This window comes from Massilia genomosp. 1, from assembly GCF_011682185.1.
GTDB lineage: Bacteria > Pseudomonadota > Gammaproteobacteria > Burkholderiales > Burkholderiaceae_D > Telluria_A > Telluria_A rubra.
The window spans coordinates 39,396-61,163 of sequence record NZ_WHJF01000008.1 but is presented as its reverse complement, the minus strand read 5'-3'; the positions used below and the strand labels follow the sequence as shown (position 1 = coordinate 61,163).

Annotated in this window: 26 protein-coding genes; 17 read left to right on the top strand and 9 right to left on the bottom strand. The window is 62.5% G+C overall.

Features of this window, described 5'->3' with window-relative positions:
* Window positions 1-47: 47 nt before the first annotated feature.
* The 7 genes from F1735_RS04890 (at window position 48) to F1735_RS04860 (ending at window position 4,741) form a co-directional block, all read left to right on the top strand.
* Window positions 48-440: a DUF4398 domain-containing protein gene (locus F1735_RS04890; protein ID WP_167235879.1), complete on the top strand. Its 393-nt coding sequence runs from the start codon at window positions 48-50 to the stop codon at window positions 438-440.
* A gap of 148 nt (window positions 441-588) precedes the next feature.
* Complete coding sequence (locus F1735_RS04885) at window positions 589-1,524, top strand: OmpA family protein (protein ID WP_166896053.1); 936 nt, start codon at window positions 589-591, stop codon at window positions 1,522-1,524.
* A gap of 45 nt (window positions 1,525-1,569) precedes the next feature.
* Window positions 1,570-2,109, top strand: a complete 540-nt coding sequence (locus tag F1735_RS04880) for a ferritin-like domain-containing protein (protein ID WP_167235878.1) — start codon at window positions 1,570-1,572, stop codon at window positions 2,107-2,109.
* Window positions 2,110-2,172: 63 nt separating this feature from the next.
* Window positions 2,173-2,511, top strand: coding sequence for a DUF883 family protein (locus F1735_RS04875; protein WP_167235877.1), 339 nt, complete (start codon window positions 2,173-2,175; stop codon window positions 2,509-2,511).
* 18 nt (window positions 2,512-2,529) lie between these two features.
* Window positions 2,530-2,916: a phage holin family protein gene (locus F1735_RS04870; protein WP_166896059.1), complete on the top strand. Its 387-nt coding sequence runs from the start codon at window positions 2,530-2,532 to the stop codon at window positions 2,914-2,916.
* 26 nt (window positions 2,917-2,942) lie between these two features.
* On the top strand, window positions 2,943-3,335 hold the full coding sequence (locus F1735_RS04865) for a hypothetical protein (protein ID WP_187364155.1): 393 nt from the start codon (window positions 2,943-2,945) through the stop codon (window positions 3,333-3,335).
* A gap of 254 nt (window positions 3,336-3,589) precedes the next feature.
* On the top strand, window positions 3,590-4,741 hold the full coding sequence (locus tag F1735_RS04860) for a patatin-like phospholipase family protein (RefSeq protein ID WP_167235876.1): 1,152 nt from the start codon (window positions 3,590-3,592) through the stop codon (window positions 4,739-4,741).
* A 47-nt stretch (window positions 4,742-4,788) separates the two neighbouring features.
* Here F1735_RS04860 and F1735_RS04855 read toward each other — a convergent pair whose 3' ends face one another.
* The 3 genes from F1735_RS04855 to F1735_RS04845 form a co-directional block, all read right to left on the bottom strand.
* Complete coding sequence (locus F1735_RS04855; protein WP_167235875.1) at window positions 4,789-5,196, bottom strand: hypothetical protein; 408 nt, start codon at window positions 5,194-5,196, stop codon at window positions 4,789-4,791.
* A 71-nt stretch (window positions 5,197-5,267) separates the two neighbouring features.
* Window positions 5,268-5,420, bottom strand: a complete 153-nt coding sequence (locus tag F1735_RS04850) for a DUF3309 family protein (protein WP_166896067.1) — start codon at window positions 5,418-5,420, stop codon at window positions 5,268-5,270.
* A 75-nt stretch (window positions 5,421-5,495) separates the two neighbouring features.
* Window positions 5,496-5,957, bottom strand: a complete 462-nt coding sequence (locus F1735_RS04845; RefSeq protein ID WP_167235874.1) for an outer membrane lipoprotein — start codon at window positions 5,955-5,957, stop codon at window positions 5,496-5,498.
* 220 nt (window positions 5,958-6,177) lie between these two features.
* On the opposite strand from F1735_RS04845, the gene F1735_RS04840 reads away from it, so the two are divergent.
* The 6 genes from F1735_RS04840 (at window position 6,178) to F1735_RS04815 (ending at window position 11,286) form a co-directional block, all read left to right on the top strand.
* Window positions 6,178-6,726, top strand: a complete 549-nt coding sequence (locus tag F1735_RS04840; RefSeq protein WP_167235873.1) for a hypothetical protein — start codon at window positions 6,178-6,180, stop codon at window positions 6,724-6,726.
* 72 nt (window positions 6,727-6,798) lie between these two features.
* Window positions 6,799-7,113: a BON domain-containing protein gene (locus tag F1735_RS04835; protein ID WP_166880422.1), complete on the top strand. Its 315-nt coding sequence runs from the start codon at window positions 6,799-6,801 to the stop codon at window positions 7,111-7,113.
* A gap of 66 nt (window positions 7,114-7,179) precedes the next feature.
* Window positions 7,180-8,430, top strand: coding sequence for an AI-2E family transporter (locus tag F1735_RS04830; protein ID WP_167235872.1), 1,251 nt, complete (start codon window positions 7,180-7,182; stop codon window positions 8,428-8,430).
* A gap of 246 nt (window positions 8,431-8,676) precedes the next feature.
* Window positions 8,677-9,624, top strand: coding sequence for a polysaccharide deacetylase family protein (locus F1735_RS04825; RefSeq protein ID WP_167235871.1), 948 nt, complete (start codon window positions 8,677-8,679; stop codon window positions 9,622-9,624).
* Between the two features lie 6 nt (window positions 9,625-9,630).
* A complete protein-coding gene (locus F1735_RS04820) occupies window positions 9,631-10,890 on the top strand; it encodes a lipoprotein-releasing ABC transporter permease subunit (RefSeq protein ID WP_167235870.1) in 1,260 nt (419 codons plus the stop codon).
* Between the two features lie 45 nt (window positions 10,891-10,935).
* The gene (locus F1735_RS04815; RefSeq protein WP_167235869.1) at window positions 10,936-11,286 is read left to right on the top strand and encodes a hypothetical protein; all 351 of its coding nucleotides are present in this window, start codon (window positions 10,936-10,938) and stop codon (window positions 11,284-11,286) included.
* Window positions 11,287-11,316: 30 nt separating this feature from the next.
* Here the strand turns inward: F1735_RS04815 and F1735_RS04810 are convergent, their stop codons facing one another.
* The 3 genes from F1735_RS04810 to F1735_RS37395 all read right to left on the bottom strand — a co-directional run bounded on the left by F1735_RS04810 (window position 11,317) and on the right by F1735_RS37395 (window position 13,872).
* Window positions 11,317-12,249, bottom strand: coding sequence for a YihY/virulence factor BrkB family protein (locus tag F1735_RS04810; protein ID WP_167235868.1), 933 nt, complete (start codon window positions 12,247-12,249; stop codon window positions 11,317-11,319).
* A gap of 64 nt (window positions 12,250-12,313) precedes the next feature.
* Complete coding sequence (locus F1735_RS04805) at window positions 12,314-13,333, bottom strand: OmpA family protein (protein ID WP_167235867.1); 1,020 nt, start codon at window positions 13,331-13,333, stop codon at window positions 12,314-12,316.
* Window positions 13,334-13,563: 230 nt separating this feature from the next.
* A complete protein-coding gene (locus tag F1735_RS37395; protein ID WP_167235866.1) occupies window positions 13,564-13,872 on the bottom strand; it encodes a collagen-like protein in 309 nt (102 codons plus the stop codon).
* A gap of 338 nt (window positions 13,873-14,210) precedes the next feature.
* Here F1735_RS37395 and F1735_RS04795 point away from each other — a divergent pair, with 338 nt between their 5' ends.
* The 4 genes from F1735_RS04795 to F1735_RS04780 all read left to right on the top strand — a co-directional run bounded on the left by F1735_RS04795 (window position 14,211) and on the right by F1735_RS04780 (window position 18,334).
* Window positions 14,211-14,822, top strand: coding sequence for a winged helix-turn-helix domain-containing protein (locus F1735_RS04795; RefSeq protein WP_229421934.1), 612 nt, complete (start codon window positions 14,211-14,213; stop codon window positions 14,820-14,822).
* Window positions 14,823-15,172: 350 nt separating this feature from the next.
* Window positions 15,173-15,925, top strand: coding sequence for a glutathione peroxidase (locus F1735_RS04790; RefSeq protein ID WP_167235865.1), 753 nt, complete (start codon window positions 15,173-15,175; stop codon window positions 15,923-15,925).
* A gap of 109 nt (window positions 15,926-16,034) precedes the next feature.
* Entirely contained in the window at window positions 16,035-16,943 is a 909-nt protein-coding gene (locus F1735_RS04785) for a M90 family metallopeptidase (protein WP_167235864.1), read from the top strand.
* 68 nt (window positions 16,944-17,011) lie between these two features.
* Window positions 17,012-18,334 carry an ATP-binding protein gene (locus tag F1735_RS04780; protein ID WP_167235921.1) on the top strand — a complete coding sequence of 441 codons (1,323 nt, stop codon included), beginning with the start codon at window positions 17,012-17,014 and terminating at the stop codon, window positions 18,332-18,334.
* 90 nt (window positions 18,335-18,424) lie between these two features.
* Here the strand turns inward: F1735_RS04780 and F1735_RS04775 are convergent, their stop codons facing one another.
* Genes F1735_RS04775 through F1735_RS04765 form a run of 3 tightly spaced genes read right to left on the bottom strand, consistent with a single transcriptional unit; the run spans window position 18,425 to window position 21,748 of the window.
* Window positions 18,425-18,952 (bottom strand): response regulator, encoded by a 528-nt coding sequence (locus F1735_RS04775; RefSeq protein ID WP_167235863.1) that lies wholly within the window; start codon window positions 18,950-18,952, stop codon window positions 18,425-18,427.
* Window position 18,953: 1 nt separating this feature from the next.
* Entirely contained in the window at window positions 18,954-20,285 is a 1,332-nt protein-coding gene (locus F1735_RS04770) for an HD domain-containing phosphohydrolase (protein WP_167235862.1), read from the bottom strand.
* Window positions 20,282-21,748, bottom strand: coding sequence for an ATP-binding protein (locus F1735_RS04765; protein WP_167235861.1), 1,467 nt, complete (start codon window positions 21,746-21,748; stop codon window positions 20,282-20,284). The genes F1735_RS04770 and F1735_RS04765 overlap by 4 nt, the downstream gene beginning before the upstream one ends.
* Between the last annotated feature and the right edge of the window lie 20 nt (window positions 21,749-21,768).

The following is a 21,768-nucleotide window of genomic DNA, read 5'->3' as shown; positions in this document are numbered from 1 at the left end:
AGCTTATAACGTTATCACGACATCACTACACCTCATGGAGAAACACGATGAATGCACAAATCAAGAATCAAGTCAGTAAAGTACTTTGCGCCGCACTGGTTATGACACTGGCCGCTTGCGCCAGTTCGCAAAAAGCACCGGCCACCGCCGATGTTGCCGTATCGAAGAATGCGGTCGAAAACGCCGTGAGCGCCGGCGCCGCCGATCTGGCTCCCGAAGAAATCAATGCTGCCCGCAGCAAGATGATGCAAGCGAACCAGGCCCTGGCCGCCAAGGATTACAAACTGGCGCGCGAACTGGCTACCCAAGCCCAGGCCGACGCCAAGCTGGCCCAGAGCAAAGCCAATTCGGCCAAGGCGACCACGGCCGCCAACGCACTCCAGGATGACCTGCGCGTGCTGCGCGAAGAAGTCGACCGCGCCAACAAGCCACAACAATAAAAACAAAAAAGTCTGACAAACAGACAGCGCCGCGCGCCCTCACAGCGGCAGCGCAGGCCGACCGGTCCGCGCACAGCAGTACCCAGAGCACAAGAAAACGATTGAATTCCGCGCCATATGGCGCCATGACAACAAAAGGAACACTTCCATGAAACATACCCTGATCAAATCCGCCATCCTCGCCGCCGTCTTCACACTGGGTGCTTGCAGCAGCGTGCCGACCACCACGCCATTGCTGGACCAGGCCCGTGGCGATTTCGTCGCCGCCAACAACAATTCGCGCGTGTCGACCTTCGCCCCGCTGGAATTCAAGCAAGCGAGCGAAGCGCTGGATCAAGCCAACGCCGCCGCCGCCCGCAAGGATAGCCTGGAGCAGATCGACAAGCTGGCCTACCTGGCCAAGCAAAAAATCGCCACCGCACAAGAAATAGCCAAGCAGAAGCAGGCTGAAGCCGATATCGCCGCTTCCGGCAAAGAACGCGACGCCGTGCGCCTCGAAGCGCGCACCGTCGAAGCCGACCGCGCCAAGATGGATGCCGCCGCCGCCAAGGCCGCCGCCGCCGCCGCTTCGGCCGATGCCGCCGCCGCCCAGAACCAGGCTGCCGCCGCCCAGGGCCAGGTCGCCGCCGCCGAAGCCCAGACCCGCGAAGCCCAGGCTCGCGCCGCCCAGCTCGAAGCGCTGATGACGGACCTGCAAGCGAAGAAAACCGAACGCGGCCTGGTCATCACGATCGGCGATGTGCTGTTCGGCGTGGACCAGGCCAACCTGACCGCCAATGGCCAGGCCACCTTGCGCAAACTGGCCGACGCACTGGCACAGAACCCGAACCGCAGCGTGCTGGTCGAAGGCTTTACCGACAGTACCGGCAGCAGCGCGCATAACCAGCAGTTGTCGGAAAAACGCGCCGCCGCCGTGCGCGCCGCCCTGGTCGAGATGGGCGTTGCCCGTGACCGCGTCGCGATGCGCGCCTATGGCGAAGCTTTCCCGGTCGCCGCCAATGATTCGGCCGGTAACCGCCAGATGAACCGCCGCGTGGAAATCGTGCTGTCGAACGAAGGTGCCGCGATCGCGCCGCGTCGTTAATACCGACCAAATTGAAGTCGTAATCTACAAGCAAAAGGAATCATCATGGAAAACAATACCAAGCCACTGGCGCACGGATTCGACGTGAAAGCCATCCGCCAGGCAGCCGCCAATCTCGACGACGGCGCCGTCACCGACGGCTACGCAGCCGATCGTGAAGCGGTCATCAACATGCTGAACGACGCGCTTGCCACCGAACTGGTGTGCGTGTTGCGCTACAAGCGCCATTACTACACCGTCAGCGGCGTGGGCAACGGCCCGATCAAGGCCGAATTCCTGGAGCACGCACAGCAGGAGCAGGAACACGCCGACTCGCTGGCCGAGCGCATCGTCCAGCTCAATGGTTCGCCGAATTTCAATCCGGCCACCCTGACCGCGCGCAGCCACGCCGAGTACGACGATTCGGACGACGTGCAAGCGATGATCCGTTCCAACCTGATCGCCGAGCGCGTGGCGATCGAGTCGTACCGTCAAATGATTGCCGCCATTGGCGAGAAGGACCCGACCACCAAGGCGCTGCTGGTAAGCATCATGGCGGTCGAAGAAGAGCACGCGGACGACATGCGTGACTTGCTGGCTCATTAAGAGCCTAAAAGCAAAAACGGTAACACTGTACAGACTTTTTTCAACCCACCACTGGAGTTCATCATGTTAGATACCAACACCCGCACGAACGGCTCGTCCAACCTGAACGGCAATGTGAACGCCGTACAAACCGACGTCAAAACCCTGGTCAAGGATGCCCAGACCCTGCTGTCGGCAGCGGCCTCGCTGACCGGCGAGAAAGCTGAAGACATGCGCGCGCGCGGCATGGAAATGCTGGACGTAGCGCTGGGCAAGGCATCGCAAGTGCAAGGTCAAGCCATCGTCAAAGGCAAGGAACTGGCGCACACCGCCGATGTCTATGTCAAGGACAACCCATGGCGCACCATCGCCGCCGCTGCCAGCGTCGGCTTGCTGGTCGGTGTGATCCTGGGCCGTAAATAATCCAAGCCGGGAGAAGCCATGGACAAAACAACCGCAGCAGTACATGGCCCCGGCCTGATGGGCGGCCTGACAGGGCTGGCAAAAAATGTCTTCGGACTCGTGGTGTCGCGCGTGGAACTGGCGGCACTCGAGTTGTCCGAAGTGCGCAATCATGTGCTTGAATTGCTGGTGATTTTTTCCCTGGCCGTCCTGTGCGCCATGTTTGCGTTGGCCTACGGCACCGCGACAATTGTTGCGCTCGCCTGGGAAAGCATGGGCTGGAAAATCCTCTTGCTGATGTTTGCCGTGTTCATCGCCGTGACGATCGGCCTCGTGCTCAAGGCCAAGGCCATGCTGAAAGAGGGCAAGCTGGCTTTCCCCGAGACCATGAACGAACTGAAGAACGATCGCGACATGCTGCTTTAAGCGGCCATTCAGACGGGAGGATCACAATGGATAACATTATCGGGCTCGAAAAGAGGCCGGGTACGGGTGGCGACAAGGCCGATTCGCTGGCCGAACGCAAGGCGCGCTTGCTGCGCCAGGGCGATTTCTACCGCGTCGGCATCGCCCATGCCAAGGCCCGGATCACACACGATGCGCGCCCCGACGTGCTGTTTCACTCGGCGCTAGACCATGCGAGCTGGGCGATCCGTTCGCGGATCGACAGCGTGCTGCATCCGACCGGCATCACTGTCGCGTCGATCATGCCGTACGCCGCGACCATCGTCGGCTTCATCACGCGGCGCCGGCTGATCAAGCCCGCGCTCGGCGTGGCGGCCGTGCTGGGCGGCGTGGCCTGGTACTTGCAGCAGCGCCGCACGGGGCAGGCGCAGGAGTTATAACGCAGCGCAGGTGACGCAAAACATGTGACGCAATACATGTGAGGCAAAACATGTGACGCATGCCGCTGTACTGGTTGGCGACCATGCCGGGCAAGCGAACCCGGCCTTGCAATAAGAATGGAAAAATATGGTGGGGCTTGAGCGGCGTCGCAATCTTCGGATTCGGCGCCGTCTTTTTTTGTTGACATCGTTTTCATCTATACTTGTTTGTTCACTTTTTCCCTCTCCATCTCGACTTCATTCCGGCCCATCTTATGACTGACGTAAACAAACTCAATCCCGACAAGCTGCGTATCGTGCTCGTCCTGCAAGGCGGCGGTGCGCTGGGCGCCTACCAGGCCGGGGTGTATCAAGCCCTGCACGAGCACAATCTGGTGCCGGACTGGATCGTCGGCACCTCGATCGGCGCCATCAATGCGGCGCTGATCGCCGGCAATGAACAATCGGTACGGCTGGAAAAGATCAAGGCCTTCTGGGACCGCGTCTCGCATCCCGACACGCTGGACATGACCCGGGTCGACGACCGCCAGCGGCGCTCGAATATCTGGCTCAACACGTTCGATACCGTCATGCGCGGGGTGCCGGGCTTTTTCACGCCGCGCCTGTTCAGCGGCTTCCCGTTCGGGATGACGGTGGCCCCCGAAGAAGCCTCGTTCTACGACACCACGCCGCTGCGCGACACCTTGCGCGAACTGGTCGACTTCGACTATCTGAACGAAGAGGGCGGCATGCGCCTGACGGTCAACGCCGTCAATGTGCGCACGGGCGAACTGGCGCACTTCGACAGCCAGGGCGGGCAGCTGTGCGCCGACCATGTGCGCGCCAGCGGCAGCCTGCCGCCTGCCTTTGCCCCGGTGCGCATCGACGGCGAACTGTACTGGGATGGCGGCCTGTACTCGAACACCCCGCTCGAATCGGTGCTGCGCGAGCTGCCCGGTGGCGACACCATCTGCTTCATGGTCGACTTGTGGAGCGCGGAAGGGGAGGAGCCGGTGACGATGGATGAAGTCAATACGCGCCAGAAAGACGTGACATTCGCCTCACGCTCGAAACGCCATATCGACGACTACAGCACCACCCATGCGCTGCAACACAAGCTGCGCCAGATGTACGCGCGCATGCCCGAATCCGGGCGCACCGAGGACGACCGGCGCGAACTCGAAGCGCTCGGTTGCGACGCCACCTTGCACATTGTGCGCATTCCCTACGCCGGGCACGACTGGCACATGGCGTCCAAGGATGTCAATTTTTCAAAGGGATCGATCGAGTGGCGCTGGGAGCAGGGCTACCGCGATGCGCTGCGCGCGCTCAAGCACGCGGGCTGGCTGGTGATGGTGGCCGAAGAAACGGCCGTGGTGGTGCATGAATTGCCGCCGGAGCAGGATGACTGGATCGCGGCGGCGTAGCGGCGCTGCCGGCCGCGCCGCTAGAGGGCGCGCCGGCGCGGGGCGGATCAGCCGCCCGCGGCAGCCTGGGCGCGGGCGCCGGCCATGTCTTTCTGATAGTTCGCTTGCGCCTCTTTATTGCAAGCGCTGCGCTCGGACGCCGGCAAGGCGCGGCATGCGCCCTTCGCTTCCTGCAGGGCCGCGCCCATTTCCTTGCGCAAGGTACGCAGGCGCGCGTCGGGCGTGAGGTCTTCGCGCGACCAGCGGGCCGGGTCGCCACGGGCGATTTCGGCCGCTTGCTGGCGCGCGGTGGCGGCCGGCACATTCTGGTCGGTCGAGGTCTGGGGCAACTGGGCGTTGGCAAAACCCATTCCCAGCAGGCAGGCGGCGGCCATGGTGGCGCGCAGTACGCTGCCCAGCGGGGCGGTGGTGCGTGGCGATGCGCATGGCATCGTATTGTCGTCGGGCTTGCGCATGGCAGCTCCTTGTTGCTTGTGTAGGATGGGGCAAAAAAAACCGGCGCACGCGGCGCCGGTTCTCGACTTTCTTACAGGCGCCCGGTGACGAGCAGCACAATCAGCACCACCACGATCAGGCCGGTGATGCCGGTTGGGCCATATCCCCAGCTGCGGCTGTGGTTCCAGGTAGGAAGAACGCCGATCAGCGCGAGAATGAGGATAACGAGAAGAATGGTACCCATGGTGGGCTCCTTAAAGGTGGTCGAAATGTTTACACAGATCGTGAGTTATTGTAAGTAGGTGGGTCGTGCGAAAAATCAGTAACGGTAGACGCGGCCGTCGACCAGGCGCACGCGGTTGCCCACGCGCAGGTCATACACGCTGTCTTGCACAACAGTGCGGGTTTCGCCGTTTTGCAGGCGAACGTTGATCTGGTACATCTCCTGGCCATTGCCTTGATTGCGGTTCGCTTCAACCTTGTTGCCGACCACGGCGCCGCCGACAGCGCCGGCCACGGTGGCCGCAGTACGGCCGCTGCCGCTACCGACCTGGTTGCCGACCAGCGCGCCGACGATGCCGCCGACCACGGCGCCGGTGCCGTTGGTGTGGCCCTCGTTGCGGGTGACCTGGATCGATTCGATGGTGCCGTAGCCAGCCGAGGACGAGGCGGGATTGTCGTAAGCGCCGTTGTTATAGGGCTGGGACGGGGTGCTGGCGCAGCCGCTGAGCATGGCGGTGGTGGCGATGACGATTGCTGCGATAGTCTGAGTCGATTTCATGTTGTTCTCCTGACAAAGTGTGAAGCCAGCATAATCAGCGCGCCGCATGGGGTCTGTGCGCTGCCGCACTCAGGTCGATCCAGTTGAGTTTGGCTCAAACTGTTGGGTTTTTGCCACTAATCACGCTGTGTTCGCCAGCGAACAGATGGGCGGCGGCACATCCCGTACAAGGGTAAACAGCGCGGTAAGCAGCGATGTATTGTCACCGGAGAAAAGCAAGATGAAACGAGCAGTCACCCCCGCCTTGATCGGCGCTTTCCTGATGTCGGCCGCCCTGTCCGCCGGCGCGGCCACGCCGGAAGCGAAGGCGGCATACAGCCAGGCCAAGGAGGCCGCGATCGCCAACTACCAGGCGGCCCGCGCGCGCTGCGACGTGATCACCGGTAACCCCAAGGATGTCTGCGTGGAAGAAGCCAAGGCGGCGCGCGTGCGCGCCGTGGAAGAAGCCGACGCCAACTACAAGAACACGCTCAAGGCCTACACCCAGTCGCGCCTGACGATCGCCTCGGCCAACTATGACCTCGACAAGGTCAAGTGCCGTGCGCTGACCGGCAACGACAAGGATGTCTGCGTGCAGCAGGCGAAATCGACCCTGATCGCGGCCCAGGCTGACGCCAGGGCCGACAAGAAAGCGATCGAAGCGCGCACCGATGCGCGCGACGACAAACGAACGGCCGAGTACAAAGTCGCGCGTGAAAAATGCGATGCGTTTGCCGGTGCGGTCAAGGACACGTGTGTCTCAACCGCAAAATCGCAGTATGGTAAATAAGTAACAATCAAGCTATGCTGCAAGCGCTCACATCGAGCATATTTTTTTGAACCACCCACCAAGGAGTCCACTATGAAAATTGCAAAACGTCTGTCGACCATGCTGTTTGCCGCCACCCTCGTCGCCACCATGGCTGGTTGCGCTTCGACCGCCACCAAAGAAGGTACGGGCGAATTTATCGACGACACCGTGATCACCGCGAAAGTCAAAGCATCGATCTTCAACGAGCCTACCCTCAAAGCGTCGGAAATCAATGTCGAAACCTTCAAGGGCGACGTGCAATTGTCCGGCTTCGTGGCCGACCCGGCTGACGCCACCAAAGCGGCCGATGTGGCACGCGGCGTGAAGGGTGTAGTATCGGTCAAGAACGACGTACGTGTGAAGTAAGCTGAGCTCTTCAGGCCGGCCCGCAGTGGCCGGCCTGCGGCGCCGGCTCTATAATGTAAAGATTTTATGCAGCTTGCAGATCCGATTCCGGCACCCGCCAATGAAAATCCCGCTCCGTCCACCGAGAGCGTCGCCGTCAAGGCCGCCCCCGCCACCGCCGACGCCGGCGCGGAGCATCACGATCCACTCACTGCCACCGCTGCGCAGGCGTTGCGCATCCCGATCCATGTCAATGCGCGCGGGCTGGCGCTGGGCATCATCGCGACGATTGCCTTTGTCTACGCCTTGCAGTGGGCGCAAAAATTCCTGGTCCCGCTCTTGCTCGGGATCTTTATCGCCTACACGCTCAACCCGCTGGTCCTGTTTCTCGAACGGCGCATGCACGTCAAGCGCGCGATCGGCGCCACCATCGTCACGGTCGTCATCCTGGTGCTGATGGGCGGGGTGCTGAACCGGGTGCAGGGCGAGTTTTTCAACATCATCGACGAATTGCCGACGATTACGCAGAAGGTCACGCGCGTCCTGACCCGGGCCAGCGGTGGACAGCCGAGCACGATCCAGCAGATGCAGGCCGCCGCCTCCCAGATCGAGCAAGCCACCTCCAGCGTCGGCGGGCAAAAGTCGGCGGCGCGCAAGGCGATGCCGGCCGCGGCCGCCGCCGGCGGCAGTTTCAAGATCATGGACTGGGTGCTGGCCGGCTCGATGGGCTTCATCGGTTTCGTCACGCAAGCGACGATGGTGGTGTTCCTGGTGTTCTTTTTGCTTCTTGCGGGCGATACCTTCAAACGCAAGCTGGTCAAACTGACCGGGCCGTCGCTGAGCCGCAAGAAGGTGACCGTGCATATCCTGGACGACATCAATACTTCGATCCAGAACTATATGTTCATGCTGCTGGTCACCAATACCTTGCTGGCGCTGCTGATGTGGGTCGCCCTGAGCGCCATCGGCCTCGAAAATGCGGGCGCCTGGGCGATTTTTGCCGGCCTGATGCACATCATGCCCTACTTCGGCCCGCTGTTGATCACCGCACTGACCGCTCTGGTTGCCTTCATGCAGTTCGAATCGCTGGAAATGACCTTGCTGGTGGCCGGCGCCTCGCTCGCCATCGCCACCCTGGTCGGCACCGTCATTGCGACCTGGATGACCGGCAAGATCGCCAAGATGAACCCGGCCGCCGTGTTCGTCAGCCTGTTGTTCTGGGGCTGGCTGTGGGGCATGTGGGGCTTGCTGCTCGGCGTTCCGGTGGTGGTGATGATCAAGGTCGTGGCCGAACGGGTCGAAGGCATGGAAGTATTGGCCGAGCTGCTGGGCGAGTAAGAGCCTATCTCAGTAGATCGGAGTCGCTGCTGGCGCGCCTGGCAAGCGTGGGCTGCGTTGCTCGTCGTTGCATGGCTAGCCATGCGGCCTCCTTGCGCCTTGCCCACGCTTGCCATGCATCGCCATCCGCTTCCCCCGATCTGCTGAGATAGGCTCTAAGCCGGCGGCGGCGGGGCGGCATGCCTTTGCGCCCGCGCCGCCGTATGTTAGGCTTGCAGATCGTCAATTCAAAAGCGCGCCTTGTTCATGCTCCAGTCAAAAAATCTTGCGCTCAGGCTAGCCGGTGTCGCTTGCGCCGTGCTCTGTTGCGGCGTGTTCGCCGGCGCCGCCTGCGCGCAATCGGTCGCGTTCACCTTCGACGACGGTCCCTCGCTGGACGCCACGCCACGCCTGACGCCCCAGCAACGCAACGACGCCATGCTCGCCGCGCTGGCCAGGCATCAGGTCAAGGCCGCGCTGTTCGTTACCGCCGGCAATGGCGCCGACAAGCCGGCCGGCTATGCGCTGGCGCGCGCCTGGGGCGAAGCCGGGCACGCCATCGGCAACCACACGATGACCCATCCCGACCTCGATAGCGCCAAGCTCAGCCTTGCGCAATACCAGCGCGAAGTGCTCGATTGCGACAAGATCATCGCCACCTTGCCCGGTTACCAGAAGTGGTTCCGCTACACCTACCTGCGCGAAGGCAGCACGCCCGACAAACGCGACGGCATGCGCGACTTTCTCGCCGCGCAGGGCTACCGCAATGCGTATGTCAGCCTCGACACGAGCGACTGGCGCCTCGACCAACACCTGGCCGTGACCTTGGACAAGAACAGCAAGGCCGACCTGGCGCCCTTGAAAAAAGCCTACCTGGCGCATGTGCGGGAGCGCGCGCTGGCCTACCGCGCCTTGTCGCAGCGGCTGCAGGGACGCGACATTGCCCAGGTCATCCTGCTGCACCACAATTTGCTCAACGCGCTGTTTCTCGATGACGTGATCGGGATGTTCAAGGACATGGGCTGGACCATCGTGTCGCCGGCCAAGGCCTTCGAAGACCCGGTTTACCAGTTCTCGCCGCAGCATCCGGCGCACGGACAGAGCCTGCTGCTGTCGATGTCGCGCAGCCTCGGCATGGACAAGCCCGATGAGAAGAAACGCTTGCAAGACGATGGCGAAGCCGACATCGGCCGCCTGAAAGCACAAGGATACTAGGAATACATGCTCGCTAATTTACCTTACGAATTACAGATCGCCCTGCGTTACACCAGCGCGCAACGCCGCAGCGAACGCAATCCGATGCTGTCGGTCATTTCCCTCATTTCGGTGAGCGGCATTGCGCTCGGCGTGGCCGCGCTCATCGTGGTGTTGTCGGTGATGAACGGCTTCCAGAAAGAGGTGGCGGCGCGCATGCTGTCGATGATTCCGCACATTGAAGTCATCGACGAGCGCGGCGGCTTGCGCAATTGGGAGCAAACCTTGGCACAGGCGCGCAGCAATCCGGCCGTGTCCGGCGGGGCGCCGTTCGTCACCTTGCAGGGCATGCTGCTGTACGACGAAACCATGCGCCCGGTGGCGGTGCAAGGCATCTTGCCGGCGGCCGAAAAAACCGTGTCGAGCATCGCCGATCGCATCAAAGGCGGCACGCTCGACGATTTGCAACCGGGCCGCTTCAATATCGTGCTTGGCTACGAGCTGGCCAGCAAGCTGGGCGTGAAAGTAGGCGACAAATTGTCGCTGCTGGTGGCGCCGCAGGGTGGCGCGGCCACCGCCTGGACCCCGCGCCGGCAAGTGTTCACGGTGACCGGGACCTTCAATGTGGGGCACAACGAATACGATTCGAGCGTGGCGCTGGCGCATATCGACGACGCGCGCGCGGTCGAGCAGTTGCCCTTGCCATCCGGATTGCGCCTGAGTTTGCACGACTTGCACCAGGCGCCGAAAGTCGCGCAGGAATTGTCCAGCAGCATGCCGCAGGAGTTGATGTTCCGCGACTGGACGCGCCAGAACGAGGTCTGGTTCGCGGCCCTGCAATCGCAAAAGCGCATGATGTTCCTGATCCTGGTGCTCATTATTGCGGTGGCGGCGTTCAATCTGGTGTCCACCCTGGTGATGAAGGTCAACGACAAGCAGGCCGATATTGCGATTTTGCGCACCCTGGGCGCCTCGCCGCGTTCGATCATGGCGGTGTTCATGATGCAGGGCGCGCTGGTCGGGGTGATCGGGACCGCGGCCGGGGTGGCGGCGGGCGTGCTGGTGGCCATGAATATCGATGTGATCATGCCGGTGGTGGAGAAGCTGCTGGGCAGCAAGCTGCTGTCGAAAGAGATTTACTTCCTCAGTTCGGTGCCGTCGGACCCGCAATGGCAAGATATCGTCATGATTGGCGGGGTCTCGGTGGCGCTGGCCTTCGTGGCGACCTTGTATCCGAGTTATGGGGCGGCGCGGATTAATCCGGCGGAGTCCTTGCGGTATGAGTAGACGGGCTTTGGCGTTCGCTGACCAGAACAGGCTTGAAGAAACAATATGACTCATTTTCGCCAATTTGAGTTGGACGTGCTCGGTATGTTAGGGAGCCCGACACCCTACGGTGACAGGCTCCCGCTGCTTGCCCGGTCCGCAAGCACTATCGAGGTCGAGTACACTGGTGTCGGATATTTTCTGAGCTTTGGCTCTTCCAGCCTGCCCCTGGCTCGCGCAGTACTTTGCGATCCATTGGTCATTGGTGAGGTGGACGGCATTGTGTGTGGCTTTATCGCCTTTGTAGAAAATCATTCGCTGACGCTGGAGTGTTACACGTATGGCGACGCCGGCTTGCCGCCGCACTGTCGGGATCGCGACGTGGTCCTGAGGATTGGCAGCGCTGTTTCGTCGTGAGTAGTCCGCCAGCGTCAGGCGATAGCGGGCTCAGCGAATTCGCGTCACCTTCGCCGCCGAAGTCTGCTGCCCGCCACCGGTGATTTCATCGGGCTTGTGCTTCAAACTGCCCAGCTGCAGCGCATATTGCCGCGCGAATTCCGCGCCCAAAAAGAAAATCTGCGCCGAGTAATACACCCACAGCAGCAGCGCGATCATCGAGCCGGCCGCGCCGAAACTGTTGGCCACGCCGCTGTTGCCGATATACAGCCCTATGGCAAATTTCCCCAGGCTGAACAAGGCCGCCGTGCCGAGCGCGCCGATGGTCACGTCGCGCCATGAAAGCTTGATGCGCGGGAGCATTTTGTAGATCACGCCGAACAGGGTGGCAATGACCAGGAAACTGATGCCCCACGATACCCACGACAGCAACACTGCGGCGTCTTTCCACAATCCGTTCATGTATTTTTCCAGCACCGCCAGCGCGGCGCTGACCACCAGCGACACCATCAGCAAAAAGCCCAGCACCAGGATCAGCCCGAACGACAGCAAACGTGTGCGGAGGATGTCCCACCAGGTTGCATCGGTCGAGGCCGGCACCGCCCAGATCTCGTCCAGGCTGTCCTTGAGTTCGGAAAACACGGTGGTCGCGCCGAACAGCAGCAGGCCGGTGGCGATGACGGTCGCCCAGATACCGCTTTCCTTGTTTTGCGCGCCGGCCAGGACCAGCTGGATCGCTTCCGCGCCCTGCTTGCCGACCAGTCCGCGCAGTTCGTTAATCAGCTGGCCCTGGGCCGCCTCGGCGCCGTAGAAAAAGCCGGCGATGGCAATGACCAGCACCAGGATCGGCGCCATCGAAAACAGGGTGTAGAACGCCAGCGCCGCGCCCTTGCTGGCGGCGCGGTGCGCGAACCATTCGGTGACCGCGCAGCGCATCACATTGAGCAGTTGTTTGGAGTACGGCGCCCATTCCTTGATTTCCATTATTGTCACTTTCCTTGAATTCGCGCGGGGAGCCTGCGCCCCCGCAAAACAGGCCGCAGCCTTCTTATTGAACACGTCGTTCGATGGTGATTTGCTCGACTTCCACGCGCCGGTTCGGCTCCAGGCACTTGATCAGGTCGGCGCGCCGCTTGTCGTTGCAGCTTACCACCGGATTGGCCTCGCCCTTGCCGTAGGCTTTCAGGCGCGCGCCGTCGATGCCCTTGGCCACCAGGTAGTCGCGCAGCGCATTGGCGCGCCGCTCCGATAATGTGAGGTTGTATTTCTCCGATCCGAGCCGGTCGGCGTAGCCGGTGATGTCGACGTCGGTGATGCTCGGGTCGGCCGTCAGCGCGGCGGCGATCTCGTCCAGGCGGGTCTGGATCAGGTTGAGGCTTGCGCTACTAAAGGCGAACAACTCGGTGGCCGCCAGCGTGACTTTTTCGAAGCGGGCCGGTGGCGGCGGTGCGCCCGGTTCCGGCGGCGGCACGGGTGCTGGCGGTGGCGTCGGCGCCGGTGGCGGCGCCGGCGGAACCGGTTTGTTGAAGGCGTAGTTGACGCCGATCGTCAGGTATTTGTTGTTGCTGCGATCGACACCGAAGGCCTCGTCGCCGCGCAGGCGCCCGCGCACCGTGCGCAGGTCGGCCTGCATCGACCATTGGTTCGTCAGGCCCAGCTGGAAGCCGAGGCCGGCGGTCGCGTACGGCGAGCTCTTGCTGACCCGGCGCAGCGGATTGTCTACCCGGTCGCGCTCGGCGCCGACGCCGATCAGCAGGAAGGGGCGGAAATTCTGGCGCGACAGCATCAGCAGCGCGTCCGCGCCCACCAGCATCTGGCGATAGTTGGCCAGGCCTTCCTTGGCGCGCGCGTGGGTGACGCCCATCTGCACGTCCCACATCCCGGCAACGGGCTTGCCGATCTTGAGGCCGCCACCGTAGTCGCGCTCGTCGACACCGAAATCCTTGTCGGGCCTGAACGCATTGATGCTGGGCTGGATGTACCACGAGGGGTTGATGTCTTGCGCCAAGGCCAGTGGCGCGCCGCACGCTAGCGCCGCCGCCAAGGCCGTCTTTCTCAATTTGCTCACAGGGAACTCCTATTCGATAGGTCAGTCGGCTTGTCATCACTGGAATGCAGCAGTGTGAGGTTCGACTTGAGATTAAGTGGGGGAGTTCAATGCAACCGTTCGATAGCACACCGTGATTGTGGTCTTGTCTTTTTAATACAACAATTTGTACGAGTACCAAGAAAAATCGCGCCGGACCAGGCGAACCTGATGCGGCGCGAGATGTCGCGCAATCAATAGCCGGGGGGCTATTAGTTGGTTTTTTCCGGTACGACGATCACGGTGTCGCCGCCGGTTTTGCCTTGGTCGCCTTTGGCGCCGTCTGCGCCTGGGGTGCCAGTCGCGCCAGCAGCGCCTGGGGTGCCGGTGGCGCCCGAGTTGCCGTCGGTACCAGCAGCGCCGGTCGCGCCGGTTGCGCCAGGAGCGCCGGCCGGGCCAGGTACGGCTACTGGAACTTCAACGGTTGGGGTGACAACCGTTGCAGGTGGGTTAACAGTGGTTTTTTCGCATGCGGTCAGGCCGGCGATTGCCAGCAGTGCTGCCAGGATAGTCGTTTTCATGGTGGTTTCCTTTTATATGTGTCCGGTGCCGGCGGCAACCAGACTGAACGTCAGTGAAGTCATTGCACACACGAATTTGTGCGAACGAGCCCAGAATACGGTCTTGTTTAGTTGGAATCTGTACGCCAACGCACACAGCCGGGCCTGTCGGCGCAATTGCAACGATGAAAAGATGATCATAGGAAGTAAATTGTGCGAAATGTTCGATGGCGCACAGACCATCGAGGTCCGCACAGGCAATCTTGCACTCAGTTGTGCGGAACCGAATTATTGTCAGGCTGTCAAACGACATGTACCGGATCCGGACGAAATGAATCTCTTCTCATGGAGTACTCAACATGCATGCAACGACACAGCACCACAATGCGGCCCAAGGCGAAATGACCACATTGCACACCAACGCCAATTCTTCGCTGATCGAGCGCGTCGCGCCCCAGCCGGCAGAGCGCGCCCCGATCTCGATGGCGCCGATCGAGCGCGTGCGTTCGACCTCGGCCACCCAGCGCCGCATCGAAAACATGCAAAAGCTCATTGGCGAACTGTCGACCCACGAAATGCTGGCCGACGAAATCGCCTGGTTCCTCAAATTCTCGCCATCCGGGGCGCGTAAGTACATCCGCGACCTGCGCGAAGCGGGCGTGATCGAACTGGCGCGCTATATCGAAGGCACCGCCACCTACCTGGGCAAGGCCGTGTACCAGATTTCGCCGGACCCGGAACGGGTCAAGGCTTTCCTGGCCGCGATCGTGCAGCCGAAACGCGAAGGCGCCGCACCGCGCAAGGAACGTCCGGGCCTGCGCGAGCAGAGCATGGCCGGCACCGGTCGTCACTTCCACATCCTGGCGGACGACACCCACTATGCCATTCGCGTCAATCGCAGCCCGGTGGCGCGCGATCCGCTGGTCGCCGCCTTGTTCGGCGCGGCGCCGTCGGCCAAAGACCAGGCGTGACCTTGCGCTGAGCGGCGCCCGCTGCGCCTGCGTCCGCCATCCGGTCGGACTGCGGGGCAGGCCCGTTCGCGTGTTTTTGCTCGAGGTTTAGCATTATCTTCCAGGCAGGACCGGCGTAGCACGGTCCGCCCTTGGGCTTTGCCGTTCAGCCGCGCCGGCCACGCCGTCCGGCCTCGTGCCGTCCCGCTTGTCATACCGCTTATCCTTCACGCTTTCCACCGCGGACGCGTGTGCTTCGGCACGTCCGCTGTTTTTCTGTCATCGTCCCCAATTGAAAACCCCCGAACCAGCCCCACTTGTGGCGGTGCGGGGATGTTCGCTCGTCCCACCCACTCACTCAAAGGAACGCCATGTTACCGACACCAGAATCGCTGGAAGGCAAGCCCGTACCGAATGTCACGTTCAAGGCCCGGCCCAACGACCAGTGGAAAGACATCACCACCGACGAACTGTTCAAGGGCAGGACCGTCGTCCTGTTTTCCCTGCCCGGCGCTTACACGCCCACCTGTTCGTCCACCCATTTGCCGCGCTATAACGAACTGGCCCCCGTATTCAAGCAGAACGGCGTCGACGAGATCGTCTGCATCTCGGTCAACGATGCGTTTGTCATGAACGAGTGGAAAGTCGGCCAGGATGCCGGGAATATCACCGTGATCCCGGATGGCAATGGCGACTTCAGCGAGGGCATGGGCATGCTGGTCGACAAGCGCAACGTGGGCTTCGGCATGCGTTCGTGGCGCTATTCCATGCTGGTCAAGGATGGCGTCATCGAGAAGATATTCATCGAGGCCGACAAGGACGGCGACCCGTTCGAGGTCTCGGACGCCGAAACCATGCTGCGCCATGTCAATCCCGACGCGCAAATTCCCGAGCCGGTCGTGGTGTTTTCCAAGCCCGGCTGCCCGCACTGCGCGCGCGCCAAGGCCACGCTCAAGGCGCACGGCCTGACATTCACCGAGATTTCGCAAGACCAGAAAATCAATTCCAGCGTGCTGCGCGCGGTCTCGGGCCAGTCGACCTGGCCGCAGGTCTTCATCGGCGGCAAGCTGATCGGTAACGCCGACGCCGTCGACGCTTACTTCGGCCTCGCCAAGGCGGCCTGAGCCACGCCGGCGCCGTCCGCTCCCGCGCCAACGTCGCGCGCGAGCGCTCGCCAAGGCGCGGCGCCCTCGTTTTCCCCTCGTTTTCGTATCGCACCCGACAAGGACCAAGATGGAAGCGCTGCTCTGGACCACCGCCATCGTGGTGGCAATCGCGCTCGGCATGGGCTATCCCGGCTGGCGCCTCAAGCGCGCGCTGGCCCAGCCGTTCCCGCCCGCCTGGCTGGCTATCCTGGAACGCAATATCCCGATTTATCACCGCATGCAGCCCGAGCTGCAGGCGCAATTGCAGCGCCTGGTGCTGCAATTCCTGTTCCAGAAAAAATTCGTCGGCTGCGAAGGGCTGGAGGTGGACGACGAAATCCGCGTCACCATCGCCGGCCAGGCCTGCCTGCTGCTGCTGAACCGCTTTACCCGCGTGTACCGCAAGCTGCACACCATCCTGGTCTACCCGAGCGCCTTCCTGGTGCCGCGCAACCACGCCGACGAAGCCGGCATCGTGCATCCGGCGCGCCAGGAACTGCTGGGCGAATCGTGGGGCGACGGCCGCGTCGTGTTGTCGTGGGACCACGTCCAGCGCGGCGCCGGCGACTGGACCGACGGCCAGAACGTGGTGCTGCACGAATTCGCGCACCAGCTCGACAGCGAATCGGGCAGCAACAACGGCGCCCCCTTCCTGGGCCATCCGGGCAGCTACCGCAACTGGTCCGAGGTGCTCTCGCGCGACTTCAACAACCTGCGTCACGAAGCCATGTTCCACCGTCAAAGCGTGCTCGACCACTATGGCGCAGTCAGTCCCGCCGAGTTTTTCGCGGTCGCCACCGAAACGTTTTTCGAAAAGCCCTGGCAGATGGCCGAACGCCACGCCGAGCTGTACGAGCAGTTCCAGCAGTACTACCGGGTCGACCCGCGCGCCTGGCTCGCGCCGCCGGAAGCGGAACCGGCGCCGGGGCCGGAAGCGCGCTTCGACGACCCGGGGCCGCCCGCCTCCTGCGGCACGGTGTACGGCCAGTGGCGATGATGCTGGCGCCGTCATGAATACTGGGTCATAATCGCCTGAAGTACTTTCCCACGGGATTGATCATGGCGATGCAGTTCGAGGAATTTGAATCCTTCGCGTCCGACACGCCGGTGGCAGCGCGTGCCCCGGCCGCGGATGCCGCTTCGCCGCTGGTGCGGCTGCAGTACCTGATCGACAATACCCCGGCCATCATCTATTGCACCGTGCCCAGCGGTGACTTCAAGATGACTTTTGTCAGCAACAACGCCTACAACGTGCTCGGCTACCGGCCCGAGGACATGGTGGCCGACCCCAATTTCTGGTTCGATCATATTCATCCGGACGACGCCCCGGCCATCTTTTCCAGCCTGGCGCTGGTCTTCGTCGAAGGCCAGCGCGCCTATGAGTACCGTTTCCGCGCGGCCGACGGGGCTTACCTGTGGATGCACGACACCTTGCGCCTGATCCGCGACGAGCAGGGCGCGCCGCTCGAAGTGATCGGCTCGCTGACCGACATCACGATCCGCAAGAACATGGAAGAGGCGCTCCACAGCAAGGGCCAGGAACAGCAGTTGCTGATCGGGCGCTTGCAGGAAGCCCAGAACCAGTTGCTGCAATCGGAAAAAATGGCCTCGATCGGCCAGCTGGCGGCCGGCATCGCGCACGAGATCAACAACCCGGTCGGCTTCGTCAATTCGAATATGGGGACCTTGCAGAAGTACGTGGCGACCCTGTTCGGCGTGGTGCGCGAGTACGATGCCGCGATTGCCGGGCACAGCCCGCCGCCGGCCCTGAGCAGCCGCATTGCCCAGATCGGCAAAAGCGCGGACCTGGCGTTCCTGCAGGATGACGCGACCGACCTGATCCGCGAGTCGATGGACGGGCTCAAGCGGGTCAAGGATATCGTGCAGGCGCTCAAGGATTTTTCGCATGTGGGCGAGACCGAGTGGCAGGTGGCCGACCTGCATCATGGGCTCGACAGCACCTTGAATATCGTGTCGAACGAGATCAAGTACAAGGCCACGGTCGACAAGCAGTACGGGCAAATTCCGCAGGTCACTTGCCTGGCCTCGCAGCTGAATCAGGTGTTCATGAATCTGCTGGTCAATGCCGGGCACGCGATCAAGGAAAAAGGGGTGATCACGATCCGCACCGGGGCCGAGGATGGCTGGGTCTGGGTGGCCATTAGCGACACCGGCTGCGGCATCGCGCAGGAGCATGTGAACCGGATCTTCGAGCCGTTTTTCACCACCAAGCCGGTGGGCAGCGGAACCGGGCTCGGCTTGTCGCTGTCGTACGGGATCGTGAACAAGCACGGGGGGCGCATCGACGTGGCGTCCACGCCGGGCGAGGGGACCACGTTTACGGTGCGCTTGCCGGTGCTGCCGCCGGGGGCGGGCGCGCAGGGGTAGGAGTGTGCGCGTTCAGCGTTGCGCCGTCGTTCGCGCCAGCGCGCCGCCGCAGCTGGCAACGACCGAGGCGGGCCACCCTCGCCACCCAAGCTACATGATAATCTCCCCGTTCGGCCCCCAGTTCACCTTCAGCAGCCCCGGTTCCTCTTCCTCCATCTTGCGGATCGCCAGTTCTTCGCGGCTCAGGGTGCCGTCGTGCAGCCGTTGCCGGTCCGCCAGTTGATGCTGTTCGTGCAGCGTATCGCGGTATTCCAGCGCGAGCCGGATATTTTCGCGCAAATCGCCCACCTGCCACGGCTTTGGAATGAAGCGGAACACCTGCGCCTCGTTAATCGCGCTCATCACCGTCTCGAACTCGGTCGAGGCCGACAAAATCATGCGCACCGTGTCGGGCGCCACTTCCATGATCGCGTGCAAAAACTCCACGCCCGTCATCTGCGGCATCCTGAAATCGGAAATCACCAGGTCGAACGTGACCTCGGCGCAGCGCGTGAGCGCATCGAACGGATCGGTGAAGGTCTCGATCTGCAAGTCGGGAATCTCGACGTGCTGGCGCATCGCCCGCACCAGCGCATTGAGCACGTTGATTTCATCGTCAACCAAAAGAATGCGGCGCATGTCAAGCCTCCTTCACCGGCAAAGGCCACACCCAGATATTCAGGCGGACCTCGTTCTTGTTTTCAAAATCCTGGACTTGCTGGATCAGGCGCTCGTCCAGCACGTGGTCGGCCGAGAGCAGCATCAAGCCCTCCGGGCTGACCAGGTCGCGCGACAAGGTCATGCCCGGCGCCAGGTACTTGGCCATGGTGGCCAGGTCTTTGATTTTTTCAATCTTGTCGCCATCCATCAGCGCCCGGAACGCCGCCACCACGTTCGGATCGTAGCGCTTGCCCACGGCGTCGTAAATGATCTGCTTGGCGTCGGGCGCCAGCACGCGGCGCTGGATCAGCGCGCCGATCTGCAAATTGTCGTAGTCCGACGCCAGCGCCAGGATGCGCGCGCCGAGCGGAATCAAGGGGCCGGCCACGCCGTCCGGAAAACCGGCGCCGTCGAAGCGCTCCATCTGCGCGCGCAACACGGTCGCCACGCCCTGCAAGTCGTCGAGCGGCATCAAGAGTTGCTCGGCGCGCAGCGGATGCTTGCGGAACACGCCCAGCAGGTCGCCCGCCAGCAAATTGACCGGCGTGGCCAGCAAGTCGTCCGTAAAGCCGATCTTGCCGATATCGTGCAGCAGCGCGGCGATGAACACTTCCTGGGTCGCGTTCGCATCGAGCCCGAGCTTGACGGCGAGGCGCCGCGCCAGGTCCGCCACCCGGCGCGAATGCCCGGCCAGGTTGCCGCCGCGCATTTCGATCATGCTCGAGAGGATCTTGATCGTCGTGATGAAATTGCTCTTGAGCTTTTTGTTGGTCTCGAGGATGGTGTCGCGCGAGTTGCGCAACTCTTCGGTGCGGATTTCGACCTTCGCTTCCAGGCTCTGGTTGAGGGTTTTCAATTCCTCGTTCTGGCGCGCGGTCAACACTTCCAGGCGCTCTTTTTCCTGCTCCAGCGCATGGCGTTCGAGCGCGTGGCGCACCACCAGCAAAATATCGGTGTCGTCCCACGGCTTGGTGATGTAGCGGTAGATTTCGCCGCGGTTGATCGCCGCCAGGATCGAGGACACGTCCGAATAGCCGGTCAGCAGCAGACGCAAGGTGCCGGGCCAGCGTTCGCGCACGTGTTCCAGGAAGCGGGCCCCGTCCATTTCGGGCATGCGCATGTCGGAAATGACCAGGTCGACTTTTTCCTGTTCCAGGATGGCCAGGCCGGCCGCGCCGCCGTCGGCCACCAGCACCCGGTAGCCCTCCGGGCGGAACAGCCGGCGCAGCGCCGACAGGATGTTCGGTTCGTCGTCAACGCACAGCACGGTGGCCGGGGGTGGGGCGGTATCGTCGGTCAGGGGCTCTGTCATGGGCTGCTCTCCTCGCTTGTGCTTCTCTGATGCACCGGCAGCACGATGCGGAACGTGGTGCCACGTCCGATCTCGCTGTCGACATCGATGCTGCCACGGTGTTTTTGAATGATGCCATAGGCCAGGGACAGGCCCAGGCCCGTTCCCTTGCCCACCGCCTTGGTGGTGAAAAAGGGGTCGAAGATGCGCGACAGGTTTTCGCGTGGGATGCCGCTGCCGTCATCGGCGATCTCGATCCACACTTGTTCGCCGGCGGCGCCGGAGTCGCCCAGGGTGCCGCTGCGCAGCGTGATCGTGCCGCGCCGCTCGCTCATCGCGTGCGCCGCGTTGACCACCAGGTTCATGATGACCTGGTTGATCTGGGACGGCAGGCATTCGATGTCGGGAATGGCGCCATACTGCTTGACCACGTCGGCCTTGTACTTGACCTCGTTGGAGACGATGTTCAGGGTCGAATCGATACCGCCATGCACATTGGCCCAGACCCAGTCCTGGTTGGCGTCGACCCGCGAAAAATCCTTGAGGTCCTGCACGATGTGACGTACGCGCACGATGCCTTCTTTCGATTCGCTCATCAGCACCGGAATGTCTTCGCGCAAAAAATCGAGGTCGAGCGTCTTGCGCATGGCCGCCAGGCGCGCCGCCGTTTCCGGGGTGGCCTGGCTTTCCGCTTCCTGGTACAGGTGCAACATGTCGAACAACTGGTCGAGGTAGCTTTGCAGGGTGCCGAAATTGGAGAAGATATAGCCGATCGGGTTGTTGATTTCGTGCGCCACGCCGGCCGCCAGTTGCCCGATCGAGGCCAGTTTTTCCGACTGCACCAGCTGCTCCTGGGCCATCGACAGTTTGGCGTTCAGTTCGGTCAGGGCCAGGTGCTTGGCGCGCAGTTCGGCGTCGGCGACCTGGCGCTGGCGCAGGTCGTCTTCGAGCCGTTCGTTCGCTTCGGCCAACTGCGCGGTGCGCTTTTCGATCAGGTGTTCGAGGTTGTCGTGGGCGCGCCGCAGGGCGTTTTCGGCGACCCGCCGCTCGGTCACGTCGCGCATGGTTTCGATGGCGCCGACCACCTGGCCGGAGGCGTCGCGCAGGGGCGCGGCGGTGAAGTGCAGCCAGTGCCCGCCGACGCCGAGGTTTTCGAAAAAGCCTTCGGTCTCATACGCGCCGGGAATCAGGGCCGACTGGCGGTGCGCGCCGAGGCCATCGCCGTCGCCCGAGACGATCATGTCCGACAGCATCTGCCGCTCATGCGCGTAAAACGCCACGCCGTGATTGCGCGTGCCGATCATCGCTTCCGTGCTCCAGCCGAGCAAGTGCTCGCACGCCTTGTTCCAGTGCGTGATGGTGTGATCGCGGTCGATCACGAAGGTGGCCACCGGGTGCCCGTCGAGCAGTTCCGACAGGGCGATGGCGCTGCCGTCGTCGGCGCCGGGAGGGCAGTTAGAGAACGCTTGTTCGCGGTTGGGCATCGGGATCGGTCTCCATGGCG